Annotated in this window: 11 protein-coding genes; 9 read left to right on the top strand and 2 right to left on the bottom strand. The window is 57.7% G+C overall.

What is annotated here, in order from left to right; genetic code table 11:
• Window positions 1-58: 58 nt before the first annotated feature.
• Window positions 59-928, bottom strand: a complete 870-nt coding sequence (locus P3C18_RS00295) for a DUF5677 domain-containing protein (protein WP_275959894.1) — start codon at window positions 926-928, stop codon at window positions 59-61.
• Between the two features lie 23 nt (window positions 929-951).
• Entirely contained in the window at window positions 952-1,977 is a 1,026-nt protein-coding gene (locus P3C18_RS00290) for an AraC family transcriptional regulator (protein ID WP_275959893.1), read from the bottom strand.
• Between the two features lie 182 nt (window positions 1,978-2,159).
• Between P3C18_RS00290 and P3C18_RS00285 the strand changes: the two genes are divergently transcribed.
• From P3C18_RS00285 to P3C18_RS00245, 9 genes are all read left to right on the top strand, one after another.
• Entirely contained in the window at window positions 2,160-3,131 is a 972-nt protein-coding gene (locus tag P3C18_RS00285; RefSeq protein ID WP_275959892.1) for a TAXI family TRAP transporter solute-binding subunit, read from the top strand.
• Between the two features lie 181 nt (window positions 3,132-3,312).
• Window positions 3,313-5,871, top strand: coding sequence for a TRAP transporter permease (locus P3C18_RS00280; RefSeq protein WP_275959891.1), 2,559 nt, complete (start codon window positions 3,313-3,315; stop codon window positions 5,869-5,871).
• A gap of 303 nt (window positions 5,872-6,174) precedes the next feature.
• Window positions 6,175-6,693 (top strand): Hcp family type VI secretion system effector, encoded by a 519-nt coding sequence (locus P3C18_RS00275; RefSeq protein WP_108490538.1) that lies wholly within the window; start codon window positions 6,175-6,177, stop codon window positions 6,691-6,693.
• Window positions 6,694-6,882: 189 nt separating this feature from the next.
• A complete protein-coding gene (gene tssI, locus P3C18_RS00270; protein WP_275959890.1) occupies window positions 6,883-8,964 on the top strand; it encodes a type VI secretion system tip protein TssI/VgrG in 2,082 nt (693 codons plus the stop codon).
• The gene (locus P3C18_RS00265) at window positions 8,961-9,764 is read left to right on the top strand and encodes a DUF4123 domain-containing protein (protein WP_275959889.1); all 804 of its coding nucleotides are present in this window, start codon (window positions 8,961-8,963) and stop codon (window positions 9,762-9,764) included. The genes tssI and P3C18_RS00265 overlap by 4 nt, the downstream gene beginning before the upstream one ends.
• Window positions 9,761-13,573 carry a toxin VasX gene (locus tag P3C18_RS00260; protein ID WP_275959888.1) on the top strand — a complete coding sequence of 1,271 codons (3,813 nt, stop codon included), beginning with the start codon at window positions 9,761-9,763 and terminating at the stop codon, window positions 13,571-13,573. Before P3C18_RS00265 ends, P3C18_RS00260 begins: the two co-directional genes overlap by 4 nt.
• 3 nt (window positions 13,574-13,576) lie before the next feature.
• Entirely contained in the window at window positions 13,577-14,653 is a 1,077-nt protein-coding gene (locus P3C18_RS00255) for a hypothetical protein (protein ID WP_275959887.1), read from the top strand.
• Window positions 14,654-14,744: 91 nt separating this feature from the next.
• Window positions 14,745-15,347 (top strand): hypothetical protein, encoded by a 603-nt coding sequence (locus P3C18_RS00250; protein WP_275959886.1) that lies wholly within the window; start codon window positions 14,745-14,747, stop codon window positions 15,345-15,347.
• Window positions 15,348-15,838: 491 nt separating this feature from the next.
• Entirely contained in the window at window positions 15,839-16,864 is a 1,026-nt protein-coding gene (locus P3C18_RS00245; RefSeq protein ID WP_275959885.1) for a hypothetical protein, read from the top strand.
• The last annotated feature ends 11 nt before the right edge of the window (window positions 16,865-16,875 follow it).

The following is a 16,875-nucleotide window of genomic DNA, read 5'->3' as shown; positions in this document are numbered from 1 at the left end:
TTTGAACCACAGCATTTCCCATTCCTTCTGTTAAGCGCTGTATCTATGAAGGCCGAAATCAGTTCTGAGAAGGCGACGACTGAGGAAACACTGATGCGGATTTGGTGCTCAGCTCCATGAGCCGTTTGAAAAGCTTCTCTTCTGCCTCAAGCGGCGCGCGCATTTGTTGCTTTTCGAAGAAGGCGGCCAGGTAACCACATCCAGCGTGAAGAACTGCAATGAATACCTCCTCCAGCTGCCGAACCGTTCCTGCAACGAATGCCTCGGTGGAGTGCTCTCCATTGAGGTGGGCTGAGTAAAAGAAGCTCGCGCCAAAGGGAGAACCGTGAATAATCTCTGATGAGAGTGAGTAGGTCAGCCCATATGCCGCGAGTAACCGCGATCCAGCTTTACGCCCCGCAAGTTCGCCTACCCGTCTGATACGGCTTGGCATATCTAGGTTGGTCCAGCTTCCGTTTCCTTTGCCCGTGAATTCGGGAAATTTGGTAGCGAGTGTTGATGCTGGGTCAGGGTCTGAGCGAACTTCAATCGAGTATTCACCACTTCCAAATTTTCGATTGTGTTGCCGCCAAGTGGCGAATTCGATGTACCTAATGGCTCGGTCTGCAACCACATTTGACTCTGCAAGGAGGTAGCTGGCATTCACGAAAGACTCGATTGCCGAGCGTGCGATTGGGTAGGCGTCGCGGACAGGAATTCCGCGTTGTTTAGCAATGTGCAGGAGTGACTGGACGGATTGCCCTGCTCCCATTGCTAGTAGCGTGCTTGTGCGTCGTTGTGCGTCTGGAAGGCTGCAAGTTAGCGTTTCACCTTCGTAGGTACTGGGGCCTTGGGATGCCACGAAAAGTGCAAGGCGCAAGAACTCTAGCTGAAGCATTGCCAGGCCTCGAAGTGCATCCAGTAGTGATAATTCCTCTTCAGCGTCCATAAGTTGTCTTCCCTAACAGCGAGTTACTGAGCTTTCTGCCGCGCCCGATATTCACCCGGCGTTAGCCCAGTCCATTGGCGAAACGCGCGAAAAAATACGCTGGGCTCCGAGTAGCCCAGCAGCAGGGCGATTTCTGCGGCGGGTAAGTCGCCGCTGCTGAGGTGTTGTTCGGCCAGTTGCTGGCGGGTGTCATTCAGCAGTTGCTGGTAGTTGCAGCCTTCGTCGGCCAGGCGTCGTTGCAGGGTGCGTTCGCTCAGGTGCAGATGGCGCGCCAGTTCGCTGCGATCCGGCTCGCCGCGCGCCAATTGTTCACCGAGCAAAGCCACCACGCGGGCGCTTAGCCCTTCGCTGGGCAAACGGGCGAGCAGGGCTTCGGCGTGCTGGCGCAGCAGGTTTTGCAGTGGCGGGTTGGCCTGGATCAGCGGCGCGCGGGCCAGACTGCGCGGCAGGACGATGCCGTAATCACTGGCGGCAAACTGCAGTGGGCAGGCGAAGGTGTCGCGGTAGCTGTCCAGCGTCGGCGGCTCTGGGTGAACAAACTGCGCGCGCAACAGCTGCCAGTTATCCAGCAACGGATGCAGCATCTGTACCCAGCAGGCCATCAGCGCCAGTACGCGGGTGCGGGTGGCCGGCAGTTCGGGATGCAATGGGCGATACAGCAGTTGCAGTTCATCGCCCTGTTCACGCAGTTGCACCTCGCCGCCTTCGCCGACCAGGCGCTGATAGCGCAGCCCGGCGGCCAGCGCGTCCCCGAGGGTCGGGCTACTCTGCAGCAGGTAACCGAGCACGCTGAACGGCCCGGGGGCGAGGTTGCAGCCCAGGGCCAGGCCGGGTTCGGCATGCTCGATACGGCTAAGTTGTTGCCACAGCTGTTCCTGAGTGGCGAAGGGCACGCGCGCATCGGGGTCGCTAAGCTGATTGTCATGCAGCTCGCAGGTACTCATCAGTTGGGCGCGATCAACGCCCAGGCGGCTGGCGGCATGCAGCACCGCGAGGGTGATGCTGGCGCTGACCGAGGTGTGTTGTGACTCGAGTGTGTGCTTGGACATGGCCTGATTCTGCCCAAAGCTGTGGCTTGGCGGTAGCGTTAAGACGTCTAGCTAAACACTTGGTTACTGCTGCGGCCGGTATTACTCCGTGCAACCTGTGGCTGAGCGGTTAGACTCTTGTCCTTCCGGGCGCACTCAAAAGGTGCGACCGGCTCAACAATAAACAGAAAAGGAGAACTCCCATGAAAGGTAAATCCCTGGCATGGGCCCTGTCGGCTGCACTCGCAGGTATTACCCTGAGCAGCGCCGTACAGGCCGAAGAGAAATTCGTCACCATCGGCACCGGTGGTCAAACCGGCGTTTATTACGTTGCCGGTCAATCGATCTGCCGTTTCCTCAATCGCGGTGCGGCTGAGCACGGTATCAAGTGCAACGCCCCAGCCAGCGGTGGCGGTGTGGCCAACGTCAACGGCATCCGCAGTGGCGAGTTCAACTTCGGCATCATGCAGTCGGACCACCAGTTCAAGGCCATGAAGGGCGTTGCGCCGTTCGAGAAAGAAGGCGCCATGGAGGACATCCGTGCGGTGTTCTCGCTGCAGAGTGAGGTGTTCACCATCCTCGCCCGCCGTGATGCCAAGATCGCCAGCTTCGATGACCTCAAAGGCAAGCGCGTCAACATCGGCAACCCAGGTTCCGGTCAGCGCGACACCCTGGAAGAGATCATGCAGGTCAAAGGCTGGGACCGCTCGGCGTTCTCCCTGGCTGCCGAGCTGAAGCCGGCCGAGCAGGCGTCTGCCCTGGGCGACAACAATATCGATGCGATGACCTACTTCGTTGGCCACCCAAATGGCGCGATCCAGGAAGCCACCACCACCACCGACGCGGTGCTGGTGCCGGTGACGGGTGCAGAAATCGACAAGCTGCTGGCTGAGAAGAGCTACTACACCAAGGCCGATATTCCCGGCGGCGTGTACAAGGGCAACGATGCGCCAACCCCGTCGATTGGCGGCAAGGCGGTACTTTCCACCTCGGCCAAGGCCAGCCCGGAAGTGGTCTACCAGCTGGTTAAGTCGGTATTCGACAACATTGATCGCTTCAAGCGTCTGCACCCTGCATTTGCCGACCTGAAAGAAGAAGACATGATCAAGGTTGGCCTCAGCGCCCCGCTGCACGAAGGCGCAGTGCGTTACTACAAGGAGCGCGGCTGGCTGTAAGCCTGTGTAGCCCGGATAAGCGCCAGCGCAATCCGGGACCGCGTTACCCGGATTGCGCCTAGGCTTATTCGGGCTACGTGACTGCCCGTGCAAACGGGCTAGTGTTTTCAGATAAGCAAACCCGCAGCTGCAAGGCTGCGGGTTTTGCCGTTTTCCGTACTCTCGAATGCAGGTTCAACCCATGCATGACAAGCAACTGTCCACCGAAGAACTGATCGCCCAGGATGTCGGTGCGCGCACCCCGCTGGGGGCCATGGCCCAGGTGATCACCGGCCTGGCTCTACTCTGGTCACTGTTTCAACTGTGGATCGCCTCGCCGCTGCCTTTCGTGTTCGGCATTGGCGTGTTCAATGACACCGAAACCCGCTCTATCCACCTGGCGTTTGCCCTGTTGCTGGCGTTTCTCGCCTACCCGGCCTTTCGCAAATCGCCGCGTGACCGCATACCGCTGCTGGATATCGCCCTGGGCCTGGTCGCTGCCGCCAGCGCCGCCTACCTGTTTATTTTTTACCAGCAGTTGGCCTTGCGCCCCGGTAGCCTGACCACTGCGGACATGCTCACCGCGTGCATCGGCATCCCGTTGCTGCTGGAAGCCACCCGCCGCGTGCTCGGCCCGCCACTGGCGATCATCGCCCTGCTGTTCCTCGTTTACAGCCTGGCCGGGCCCTATATGCCGGGGATGCTGGCGCACCGTGGGGTCAGCTTCAATGCCATGGCCAACCACCAGTGGATCACCACCGAAGGGGTGTTCGGCATCGCCCTCGGCGTGTCCACCAGCTTCGTGTTTCTCTTCGTGCTGTTCGGCGCCTTGCTCGAGCGCGCAGGCGCTGGGCATTACTTTATTCAGCTGGCCTTCAGCATGCTCGGTCACTTCCGCGGTGGCCCGGCCAAGGCGGCTGTGGTGGCATCGGGGTTGACCGGGCTGATTTCCGGTTCGTCGATTGCCAACGTAGTGACCACTGGCACCTTCACCATCCCGATGATGAAGCGCACCGGCTTCTCGGCCGAGAAGGCCGGTGCGGTGGAAGTGGCCTCGTCGGTGAATGGCCAGATCATGCCGCCAGTGATGGGCGCGGCGGCCTTTCTGATGGTCGAGTACATCGGCATGCCCTATGTCGAGATCATCAAGCACGCCTTCCTGCCGGCAGCAATTTCCTATATCGCCCTGCTGTATATCGTCCATCTGGAATCCCTCAAGCTCGGCCTGCAGCCGGTGCCCGGGCATCAGCCCAAGCCCTGGCTGCGCCGCCTGACCGGTTTCGCCTTCGGTGCGGCGCTGATCAGCGGGCTGTCGCTGGCGGTGTATTACGGCCTCGGCTGGCTCAAGCCGGCGCTGGGTGAATACGCCCTGCCGGGGATCGGCGCGCTGCTGGCGCTGGTCTACCTGGGCCTGTTGAAAATCGCCGCCAGCGTGCCGGTGCTGCCGGCTGAAGACCCGGACGCGCCGCTCGACAAGCTGCCGCAAACCCGCGCCGTCTTGCTCTCTGGCTTGCACTTTCTGCTGCCGGTGGTGGTGCTGGTCTGGTGCTTGATGATCGAGCGCCTGTCTCCCGGCCTGTCGGCCTTCTGGGGCAGCGTCATGCTGGTAATCATCCTGCTCACTCAGCGTCCTCTGCTGAGCTGGTTGCGCACCGATGGCACGCATGCCCACGGCTCGTTTATCGATGGCGTAATCGACCTGCGCGAGGGCCTGATTGCTGGCGCGCGCAATATGATCGGTATCGGTATTGCCACGGCGGCCGCCGGGATTATCGTCGGCGCGGTATCGCAAACCGGGGTTGGCCTGGTGCTGGCCGATCTGGTCGAGCTGCTGTCGATGGGCAACCTGTTGCTGATGCTGGTACTGACGGCGATCTTCAGCCTGGTGCTGGGCATGGGCCTGCCGACCACCGCCAACTACATCGTGGTATCCAGCCTGCTGGTGCCGGTGATCGTCACCCTCGGCCAGCAGAATGGCCTGATCGTGCCGCTGATCGCCGTGCACCTGTTCGTTTTCTACTTCGGCATCATGGCCGACGTGACGCCGCCGGTGGGCCTGGCCTCGTTCGCCGCTGCTGCAGTGTCCAAGGGCGATCCGATCAAGACCGGCATTCAGGCCTTCTACTACAGCCTGCGCACGGCGGTGTTGCCGTTCCTGTTTATCTTCAACACTGACCTGCTGCTGATCGACGTGGACTTCTGGCACGGCGTGCTGATTTTCATCGTGGCAACCATCGCCATGCTGATCTTCGCGGCCGGCACCCAGGGCTACTTCCTGGTACGCAGTCGCTGGTATGAAGGCGTGCTGCTGTTGTTGGTGGCCTTTACCTTGTTCCGTCCGGGCTTCTGGATGGACATCGTGCACGACCCTTACCGCGACATCCCGCCAGCACAACTGGCCCAGGCCCTGGGTGATGTGGCCGACGGCAGCCAGCTGCGCCTGCGCATTAAGGGGGAGAATGCGGTGGGCGATGCCCGTGAGTTCAGCCTGCTGCTGCCTGTGCCGGACGGTGCCAGTGGCGAAGAACGCCTGGAGAAACTCGGCCTGCTGACCTATGAAGAGGGCGGCAAGGTGTTGGTCGACAGCGTCACCTTCGGCAGCCCAGCAGCCGAAGCCGGACTGGAGTTCGATCAGCAAATCATCAGCGTTCGCGCGCCAACGGATCGCTGGACCAAGGAGCTGATGTGGATTCCGGGCTTCCTGCTGTTCGCCCTGGTGGTCTGGTTGCAGCGGCGTCGCCGGGCTAACGGCACGGCGTGAGCCGAGCCTGAGGTGCCAGCCTGCTGCGCAGTTTATTGCGCAACAGGCTGTTGGTAAGTCTGTGGGTATCCATCTACAGGCCTTGCTGATACTGACGTGTAGCCTGCTGCGCAGAAAATTGCGCAGCCTTGCGCAACAACTTGCTCAGCTTTCAGTGATCCAGTGCGCATTGTCTTGAGCTATATAAATTTATTTTCACTAAGTCGCTGATTTATAAGGAGTTTATTTAATTGGCATGCTTATCGCTATAGGGGTAGTTCCCGGATCACTGCAGATCCATGACCCAAGGCAAGGAAAGCACTCATGCCAACACCCGCGTATCTGTCCCTCGAAGGCACCAAACAAGGCCTGATCACCGCTGGCACCTTCACCGAAGATTCCGTCGGTAACATCTTCCAGGAAGGTCATGAAGACCAGATCCTGGTTCAAGCCTTCAACCACCAGGTCATCATCCCGCGTGATCCGCAGTCCGGTCAGCCGACTGGTCAGCGCGTGCACAAGCCGCTGATGATCACCAAAGTCTTCGACAAATCCTCGCCGCTGATCTTCAACTCCCTGACCTCCGGTGAGCGTCTGTCCAAGTGCCGTCTGGAGTGGTACCGCACTTCCTCCACCGGTACTCAAGAGCACTACTTCACCATCGAGCTGGAAGATGCCGTGATCGTTGATGTGCAGTCGCGTATGCCGAACTGCCAGGACCCGAACATGTCGCACTTCACTCACCTGGAAGACGTGTACTTCACCTACCGCAAAATCGTCTGGACCCACGAAGTCTCCGGTACTTCCGGTTCCGACGACTGGCGTACCCCGATCTCCGCCTAAGCATTGGCTGAGTTCACGCAATACCGCTTCGGCCAGGCTTGTCCTGGCCGCTGCGTTTTCAGTGAGACCTGCTTCGCCAAACACTGACAGGCATCGCGCAAAACCGCGAACACGCACGGCTGCCGGGCTTGGCCTGGGTTAGAAATGCGCAGTGGTTCGATTCATGGAACGAAACAAGAGGAACAACGAATGTTCGCCCCCGCCAACCAGACTCATTTCAGCCTGACGATCGAAGGTGTAAGCCACGACCTGCAGGTGCTCGAATTCACCGGTCGCGAGGCGATCAGTCAGCCCTTCGAGTTCGAGCTGGAACTGGTCAGCGAACGTCCCGATCTGGATCTGGAAAGCCTGCTGCATCAGGCCGCTTTCCTCGCGTTCGATCAGACCGGCCACGGCATTCACGGGCAGATCTACCGCGTCGCCCAGGGCGAATCCGGTAAACGCCTGACCCGCTACCACGTAACCTTGCGCCCACAACTGGCGTACCTGGCACACCGCAGCAATCAACGCATCTTCCAGCACCTTTCGGTTGCGAAGATCATCAGTCAAGTGCTGCAAGAGCACGGCATTCAGGCCAACGCCTACCAATTCCAATTCGGCTCGATTTACCCCGAGCGTGAGTACTGCGTGCAGTACGACGAATCCGATCTGCACTTCGTCCAGCGCCTGTGCGAGGAAGAGGGTATTCACTATCACTTCCAGCACAGCGAACAAGGCCATGTAGTGGTCTTCGGCGACGACCAGACGCCGTTCCCCAAGCTCGCTCCTACCGCTTATCAGCAGGACAGCGGTTTGGTCGCTGATAAGCCGGTGATCAAGCGCTTCGGCGTGCGCGTGGAAACCCGTTCAAGCCGGGTGACCCGCCGTGATTACGACTTTGAAAAACCCAAGTTGCTGATGGAGGCGGACGCCAAGAGCGCGTTCAAACCCGACCTTGAGGATTACGACTACCCCGGCCGTTTTGTCGACCGCGAGCGCGGCAAACACCTGAGCCAACGCATTCTCGAACGCCATCGACACGACTTCGAACTGGCGCAAGGCGACGGCGATCAGCCCCTGCTGGTCAGCGGCCACTTCCTGGCCCTGACCGAGCACCCGCGTTCGAGCTGGAACGACCTCTGGCTGCTCACCGAAATCCACCACGAGGGCAAACAGCCGCAGGTGTTGGAAGAGTCGGTGACCAGTCACACCGAAGTTAGCGACGGTTTCCAGCAGGGCTACCGCAACCGTTTTACCGCCACACCCTGGACCGTGTTGTATCGCCCACCGCTCAACCACCCGAAACCGCGCATCCTCGGCAGCCAAAGCGCGGTGGTCACCGGACCTGCGGGTGAAGAGATTCATTGCGACGAGTACGGCCGGATCAAGGTGCAATTCTTCTGGGATCGTGAAGGCCAAGCCGACGACAAAGCCAGTTGCTGGCTACGCGTGAGCTCAAGCTGGGCCGGCGACCGCTACGGCGGCATCGCCATCCCGCGCGTGGGCATGGAGGTTCTGGTCACCTTCCTCGAAGGCGACCCCGATCAACCGCTGGTCACCGGCTGCCTGTACCACGCCGAACACGTGGTGCCCTACGCCTTGCCGGCGAACAAGACCCGCAGCCTGTTCAAGACCCTCAGCAGCCCCGGCGGTGGCGGCTATAACGAGCTGCGTATCGAAGACAAAAAGGGCGCCGAACAGATCTACATCCACGCCGAGCGCGATTGGGATGAGAACATCGAGCACGACCAGAAAATCCGCATCGGCAACGAACGCCACGACACCGTAGAAGCCAACAGCTACAGCGAATTCAAAGCCGAAGAACACCGCACCACTCATGCTGACCGCAAAAGCGAGGTCAAAGCTAACGACCACCTCACCGTCGGCAACAACCAGCACATCAAAATCGGCACCGGCCAATTTATCAACGCAGGCCAAGAAATCCACCTGTCCAGCGGCCAGAAAGTCGTACTCGAAGCCGGCAGCGAACTGACCTTCAAAGCCGCCGGCAGCTTTATCAAGTTGGATGCTGGCGGCATCACCATGATCGGCCCGATCATCAAATTCAACTCCGGCGGCGCGCCGGGAAGTGGGTCGGGGGCGGCGCCGGTGTTGCCGGGCAAGGTTAAGCCGGCGGATGCGGATGTGCCGGGAGCGTTGCTTAAGCAACGTCTGCGTGAGGATGTTCCAATCGTAGAGCTGTGTCAGAAGCCGGTAGGCGGAACCCCTTTGCAATGCCCGCTGACGGACTGTCCATGCCGAGCTGCTTTAAATGCAGGTGCTGGCGCATGACAGGTTCTCAACGCTGGCTGTTACTTGATTACCGCGATGACCTGGCGGAAAGGCTTTATCGCGCGGGTGGTAACCCTGATCCGCATCGCCTATTCGACGATACTGAACTTGCCTCGTGTGCAGATCAAAGTCCGCTCTTGATCAGTGCTGCCGAAAACCTTTCAGTCGCCGCCGACTTTATTGCGCAGCCAGAAAGTTGGGCGGGCTTGCAGATCGACAGTGCTCAGCCTGTGCAAGCGGTGTTGCAGCATCTGCGGCATATCTTGGTTATCGGTTTTGATGGTGAGCGGAAAGGCGTGCTGCGTTATTCCAGCCCACGCACTGCAAGCTACTTCTTTCCTGCTGTTGAGGAGAGCGCTTTACCTATTTGGCTAGGCCCTATTCGTAGGCTCTGCTGGCATGCTGCTACCTGGCGCGAAAGCGCAGTGCAGCAAACGCATTGGTGCAGTGTAGAAAACCTGGATGCAGATCAATGGCGACCGCTCGCTGAACGAGACGGTCTTCACTTGGGCAAGAGCCAGACTGAAGCGCTGCAACACCAGCAAGTCGAGAAATTCCTGTTCTATTGGTGGCAGAAACAATCCCGGCTTTCCTTTGATGAAGCCTTTGTTTATCTGGATGAAGGCATGCAGCACGGCTTTCTTTCTGCGGATTCACTGAGCAGGTATCTGGAAATACGCAGCATCTATCAGGTCGCTATGCCCCCAATCACGTTGCCGCATGGCGGTGACGAAGTCCGATTGGATTACCTCAAAACCAGCCTGGAACGCAGTGCGACTGACAAGGAACGCCACGCATGAGCGCAAATGTATCCTCCCTGAGTGCAGGTGCAGCCTGCGAACCCGCCAAACTGATTGTTCAGGTCGTTGGTAAGGATCACCCGGACAGCCAGCGCCTGGTTATCTATGACGAAACCGGCCAGGAGCAGCAGGAGTGGCTGACCAAGCAGGACAAACCCGAACAGCAAGAAAGCGCCATCTTCAGTAGCGTGTTGCATGTGTGGACTTGGGACGGTCAGCCCAAACGCCGCCTATGGCTTGAAATTGCAGCGAGCGAAGGCGGCCCGATACGAATTCCGTTATTCGATGATGTTCGCCCTACTCCACGTCAGGACGAGCATCAGCAGCAGTGGAATCAGATCGTACCCATAGTGCCCATGACAGCTTTACCTGGAACTAAAAGTTTCTATGATCTGGGCACCCCGGTTTTATTGCGCAGTGGCTATATCTACGTGTTCTATCGGAGCGCTCTCTGGCGTGAACTGGAGGTGCGGGTCAAGGACAATAAAACCACCTACCACGATGTCCATGTTGAGCGTTATCGACAAGGCAAAGCGTTCAAGAACGGTGCACGCAAAGCCACCGGACAAGCTCTAGATGACATCTGGCTGCCCTCGCAGTGGAACAATACGCAACAAACCGATCTGCAGCTGTGCTTTTCGGAGGTGCAACTCAGCGCGGCTCGTCTCAAGCGCCTGGAGCAGGACAAGGGCTTGCGCAAACAGCGCTGCCATAGCCCCGATTTGCGGGTTTCCCAGCGTGGGCTTAAGCGCCTGTTCGAGGGGCAGTCCAACGGTAAGGATATGCTTGAGGCCTTTGCAGCTTTTGATGTGCGTGACTATGCCAACCAGAGTTCAGTAGCTAAAGCGCGAGTGGTGCGGCTTAACCTCGAAAGCAACGCGTTCCCGGTGAGTCTGGTGGCACCACAGCGTGCTCGTGAGCCAGGCTATGAGCGGTTTTTGGATCACCCTGGCCGGTATATTTGCGACCTCAGCGGCCAATTTCCCGTCCAGAGTAAGAAGGCCGCCCAGGCTTATCTCGATAGCTGTGAGAAGGGCACTCCGCAAGAAGATACTCGTTTGCTCGAACTCGAGGCGTGGAGCAGTTGTGTGGTGACGCTCGTCAAGTCCAAGCAGCTTGCGAGCAGCGATAAAGACACGACCTCGGATGGCGCGGTGCTATGGACAGCACAGGCTGCGACAACCGATGTACTAAGCAGTATGCGTAGTCGTCAGCTCTGTGGCGTGTTGCTGGATGACCATATGCACCGCATTCGTCATCTGGTGTCACGTATCACGGGCCTGCAAAACACCCTAGCGTTTTGTGCACAACGTGCTGCCTTGCATCGCAACCATAGCAGTGCCTTGTTGCTACAACAGTTGGTGGTGCCAAACAGTTTGCAGGGGCAGCGCAACCCGCTGCACCAGGCATTGGAAAAGATCAACGAGCAAGGCAAGCGTGAGATCAACCGCTGTACCGCGACCCCGGAGCGAATCCTGCTGTGGCGCGAACTGGCTTACATGCAGAGCAACCTGAGCGATTACCTGGGCAAGGTCGACTATCAACAAGCCCTCGCTGATCACCTAAGTCTGGATGGCTTTGACTACCTGGCGGCCTCGTTTGCCATTACCAGCGTACTGGCCGCACTCGCCGCCAGCCCCGCGCAGAGTGATCCGTTGGCAGTGAACAGTGATCTGACTGATGCTCTTAAGGGTTATAGCCTCTACAGCCCGAAAGCCAGTCAAGGTCAGGTGTTTCTCAGCAAACTGGCCAATAATAAGCAGCACCCGCTGTACGCAATGCTCTGGCCGACTTTCGATCTGGATGCTCTATACGCCCCTTACAAGGCGCCTGTGAAGAAAGAAGAAAACCAGGGTGACGGACGCTTTCGAGCAACGGAATTGGCGCAGTTTGAAAGCCAGGGCGCACCTGCGGCTAAACCTGACGACACGCTGGATACCAGTGTGCTAATCGGCTTGATGGCCTCCGGCAGTTTAAACAGTACTCTAACCATACAGCTCAAAGCAGGCGCAAGCGCACTGGTAAGTCTCTACGAGCGCATTCAGGGTGCGGTCGATAACGCGCAGGCCGCAGTGGATAGCGCCAGTGATGCCCTAAAACCCATGCAAAAAGACGCTCAGGCCAGTGCCCGTAAGCATGCGCAAGCCAACCAAGCATATGAGCAGCAGCGCAATGCACTCGCCAGCCAGGGCCGGCGCATCAACGTGACCTTGCATGGGCAGGGGCTCGGCTTGCTGCGCAGTACCTTGCCGCAGCTGTTTGGCGGGGCTGTATTTATCCGCAGTGGCCGGGTCAATGTTAGGGAGCATTACATTTTTGGTTTGGAGGATCTGCCCAGCGCCCCGACGCATCAAGCCACGCGCTTTTATGGTCAATATTTGGACGCGCAGGGCAATTTGCTGGCCACCACCAACGGGCGGCAAGCCACTCGTGCCGGCCTGGATCAGACCAGTGACCATGTACTGGTGGCCATCCCGCGTAACAGTACGACGTCCCGCATGATTAGTACCTTGAACCAGCAGTTCAACCAGGCCAGCCAGGCGGCTACCCAGGCCCAGGGCACCCAAGCCCGTCTAGTGCAAGGCCAAGGGGGGCTGCAGCAGGCTGTCGATGACCTCACCGCGCAAAACGGCTCCACTGCCTACCGGGTGCTTAACGCGCGGCCCTTTGCGGCGGGGGTGCTGATGTTGGAACTTTGGAATGTGCGGGCGGAGTGGAACTCACTTAAAGCAACGGCTGTGGAGAAAGGTGTTTTTCGTGCTGTTGGGGGAGGTGCAGGTGCACTAGTTGACCTCGCAATTGCCATGGAAGCCCTTACCGTCAAGTTCGTCAGCAATCAGTCCATTCTCGCTTCGGCGCGCAAGGTGTTGTTTACAGTTTCCGATGATGCCGCTAACCGTAGGTTGGGTTCGACGCTCGGGGCGAAATTCGCCAAAGAATTTACTGGCCGCCTGGTCGGCCAAACCTTCGCGGGCTTTATCTTCCTCGGCCTTAACCTATACGACGCCTGGTATGCTTGGCAGTGGGGCGACGAGGCCATGTGGGGCTACCTGCTGATGGCCGGTGGTGGTGCAGTCGGGGTGGCCGCCGGGTTGTTTACCGCCACGCCTGTGCTGGGTCTTACCCCCCTAGGTTGGGTGGCCCTGATCATGATCGTCGCGGGTGCCGGTGTGGCCTATTGGCTCAGCAGTAACCCCATCGAAGACTGGATGGTCAATGGCCCTTTCGGCACTGGCAATAAAGCCGCCACGGCGCACTTGCGTGACCCGCAAGAGGCTTTCTACCGCTTGCTTGGGCTGTTCGCCGGCATCCGTATCCAGGTCGGCCCCAACCCTGACTACGACCCCAAGGCTAAGCTGGATGTCCATGTGGCTCTGCCCTATCGCATCAGTACTGCTACCACTGTAGTGCGTATCGAAAGCAATCTGCCAGGGCTGGTCGGGCAGCTGGGCAGCCTAAGCCTCAAGAGCGAGGCCCGCCTGCGCACCACCACCTCAACCTCCAGCCGCGCAGGCCATGTTGAGAGTTCGCAGGTCGGCAGCGCCACCAAACCAGTGGCCCAGCGGCCCTGGCCCAACGCGCTAGAACTCTACTTCACCACGCCAACCGCTCAGCAGCGCACGAATATGGGTTACCTGCACCGCACCTCCTACAGCTGGGCAGTCAAGGCGCAGTTCCGCGTGAGCGATGCACAGGGTAAAACCTGGTACTTTCCTGCGCCCTCACCCAAAACCGTGGTGCTGGCCAGCGAAGCGCACAAACAGCCCGACTTTAGCAACCGCGAGCAACCCTTCTGGGCCTGCGAATAAGTTTTGGATACCACCGTGCCACACGACAACAGTTACTACGCCAGCACCGCCTATAGCCCGACCAAAATTCCTGGCCAACCCGCTTCAGCCGAACGCGCCTGGTGGCGCAAGCTGGGCGGCAGTCGCCTGCCTTGGGGTAATACCCAAGAGGTGGCGCCGGAAAAAATCATGACCGATCCTACTCCCAAAAGCATGCGCTTCTGGGAGCAGGCTGATAAAAAGCGTGAAGAAGAAAAGGCCCTGGGCACGTATAAAAAGAGGCCCATGGAAAGTATTGACCTGCATTGGGTTTATGACCACGAGCGTTATCGTTATGCAGTGCTATCCAAGCGTTCGCATTTTTGGATGTATTTATGTGGGGGGGGGCGGTTTCTATTTTATTTCAATACTGTGATATCAATTTTCACCTATGCAATGGTTGTAAGTGCACTAAACGACCCCTGGCTAAAAACAACAGTTGATACCGCCCCGTTTTTTGCCTTTTTCATAGGTGCACCACTACTTTGCTGGGCCCTCGGTTCATTAGTTATCCATAAATTTCCCCACCTATGGTTTAAACCCTCTCGTGGCCCTCTTTGGGAGCTCAGCCGGCGTACAGGCCTGGTCACTGTTTTCGACTATGACAATAACGGCGAGTACAAAGAAAACGGCACTATTGGTGAAGTCACCGCGCCCTTCCACGAGTTTGACGCCTACCTCGCCACCTCGCCGGACCGCCAGGGCCTGCCGATGAACTTTCTTTACCTGGCCCACCGTTACCGCGATATCACCATCAATTTCGCCTCGCTGATGGCACCTGATCGCCTTGCGCAACCACCGCTCGCCCTGTGGGACTTCTTTCAGAACTACATGGACACCAGCCGCCCCTTGCAGGAGCTGCCCTGCTTCGAGAAATACCGCCACCTCGACCCGGTTACTGTTGCGCATGATCAACAGACGGCGCGCGCGCCGCGTTACTGGATCGATATGGACGACGAGACCTTCGCGGAAAAACTCAAGGAGATGGATGGCCGTATTCGTCTTATCGACACCATGCACCGCCCAAACCTCATGGCGCAGTATGTTGAGTATGTCGATTGATAGGCGAAAGTAGGGTCAAAAGGTAGAGCAGGGGTTTGCGATCCGAGTCGAGAAATCGGGCCGGTTGCATAAATATGCTAAAGGAATGCCTATGCAGCAGAAACGGATTCGCCTCTTCGCTAACAATGTTCAGTTCACCGATGATGAGTTCAACCGGTATGAGCCGCTGGTGCGTCAGCCTAGTACTCATCATGGAAAGCTCGTCTTGTTATGCGCCGCAACCCTACTTTTTTTGTTCACATTTAGCGTGGTAACCGAGCGCGACTGGTTGGCAGGGATCACGGGAATTGCAACGCCAATTATGCCATTCGTAGTGCTGTATTTGCTTGGTCGTGGAGTTCCCGAAGACAAGGTTGAAGTGTATGCAGAGCAAGGTGGGTTGCTGCTCACGTTTGAGTGCGGCCGATTTCCTGAGCTCAGTGTCGATATCCGAGTTCCATTTGCCGAGATTGACTCGATTACTCTGGAGTCAAAAGTGGTACATGAGGGGCGCCTCGGTACCCATCGCTGGCGGCAGTATCGAATTCGGACATCCCGCTCTGGCGAAACGCCGCATCTGTTGATCAATACTTTTCGGCCGATGCATTTAGTTTTGAAAGATCTACAGCGGTTATCTGCGCTGCCTGGTTTTGGTCGTATCGACAAGCATCTGGTTGCTCCTCAAGAAGAACTCGATGCACTCATCACTGAGTAGGCAGGATGCTTAATTTGTTATCTCGGGTGCAGTCACTAGTACTAAGCACGGGTTGATTGATCTGAAATAGGGTAAGCGGGCCCTGCGAAACAATACTAGGGTCAGCCTCCGGGGTTAATGTCTTTAGTGGTAACCTCATCGCTTACGAACTGGCGCTGTATCTGCTTTTCCTGTAGATATTTACTCAACTCCGGCATCTCCCTCTGCAGTTTGCTCTGCAGCATTTTCAGCTATTCCAGCGCGGCGCGGGGTTGGAATCCAATGGGACAGAATTATTTGTGAGCTCGCACCAGCAGCCGAAAAAACCCCCGCCTCCTGTCGAGCAACTAAGTGGTTGCTTTCTTGTAGGAACGAAAGTTTAGAGCGGTCGGTAGGGTGAATATGACTTCGCTTTTAATGAGTTGTTGATATGCAGGTTTCTTTGTTTAAAGTAAGCGCCAGATCGGATGGTATTAAGGATTTCCTCAACACCCACAACATGGATGATATCGATGCGTACAAAACCATCACTTGCGATTATTTCTTTGGCGCTGTTCAGCCAGTTTTCCTATTCAGCTGTTTTATACGATGCTCGCTTTGCCTCGCCGCCAAATATCGAAGGGCAGTCCATCGTTGTTGACGGTACCCCGCAAACGCCAAGCCGAGTCACCATGGGTGCAGTGGAGATGCGTTCGGGTTTCGCTGGCCAGCCGGGTAACTGGGCGGTCTTCAATGCGCCAAGCTGCAGCTACGACCAGATTCAGTTCAACCTACCGGCGGGGATGTCCAAAGCCTATGTTAGTTGGGACATGTTTCCGAGCATGCTTAATAACAGCGACAGTGCCTTCAACGTGCATCTGGACAGCACGGGTTATGGCGCTCGTAGCCTGTCGATGCATGGCGGGCTGAATAATATTCAGCTATTCAATTTCGGCAAATCGGCAACTCTTGCCAACCTTACCAACCTGAAGAAATATCGCATGCTGGCTCGGGTGGATGCGGCCAGCGATCTGCTTGAAATTTTGATTGACGGTACTCCGGTGTATAGCGGGACGTTTGGCAGCTCCGACCTTACTAGCGTGCGTATGACTCTCTCGCCCTGGAAGGGTGGGGCGACTCAATGCAATGACGCCGCCACCGCCGTCAGCAATATCCTGATTTACGAGGAGCCAAGCGACATCGAGGTGCTTCCTCCACAGAACATCGGGGTGACCTTTAATCTGGCGTCAGGTTATCCGACCTCAGTATCGGCTAATGGGGGCTATCTCAGTTACCGTCGAGGTATTCAAAACCGTGGTGTTGCGCCGTTGAATCTCTTCACCTGGATCACTGTCGACTTACCCGACGGCACCGGTTTTCCGTTGCAACAGGCCCACTCCGTAAACCTGCAGGCGGGCGCCAGTGTGGCCACAGTGCAAAGTTCCTTTTACATCTCCAAATGGTTCCCCGCTGGTGACTACAAGGCACGAATGGTGGTGGTCAACCAAGTGACCGGAGAACAGTTTAATCACGATATCCCTTTCACTAAGCGACCCTAATCGACGCTCAG

Source organism: Pseudomonas sp. 1928-m (assembly GCF_029269135.1).
GTDB lineage: Bacteria > Pseudomonadota > Gammaproteobacteria > Pseudomonadales > Pseudomonadaceae > Aquipseudomonas.
The sequence above is the reverse complement of the archived record's forward strand: the minus strand, read 5'-3'. Positions and strand labels throughout refer to the sequence as shown.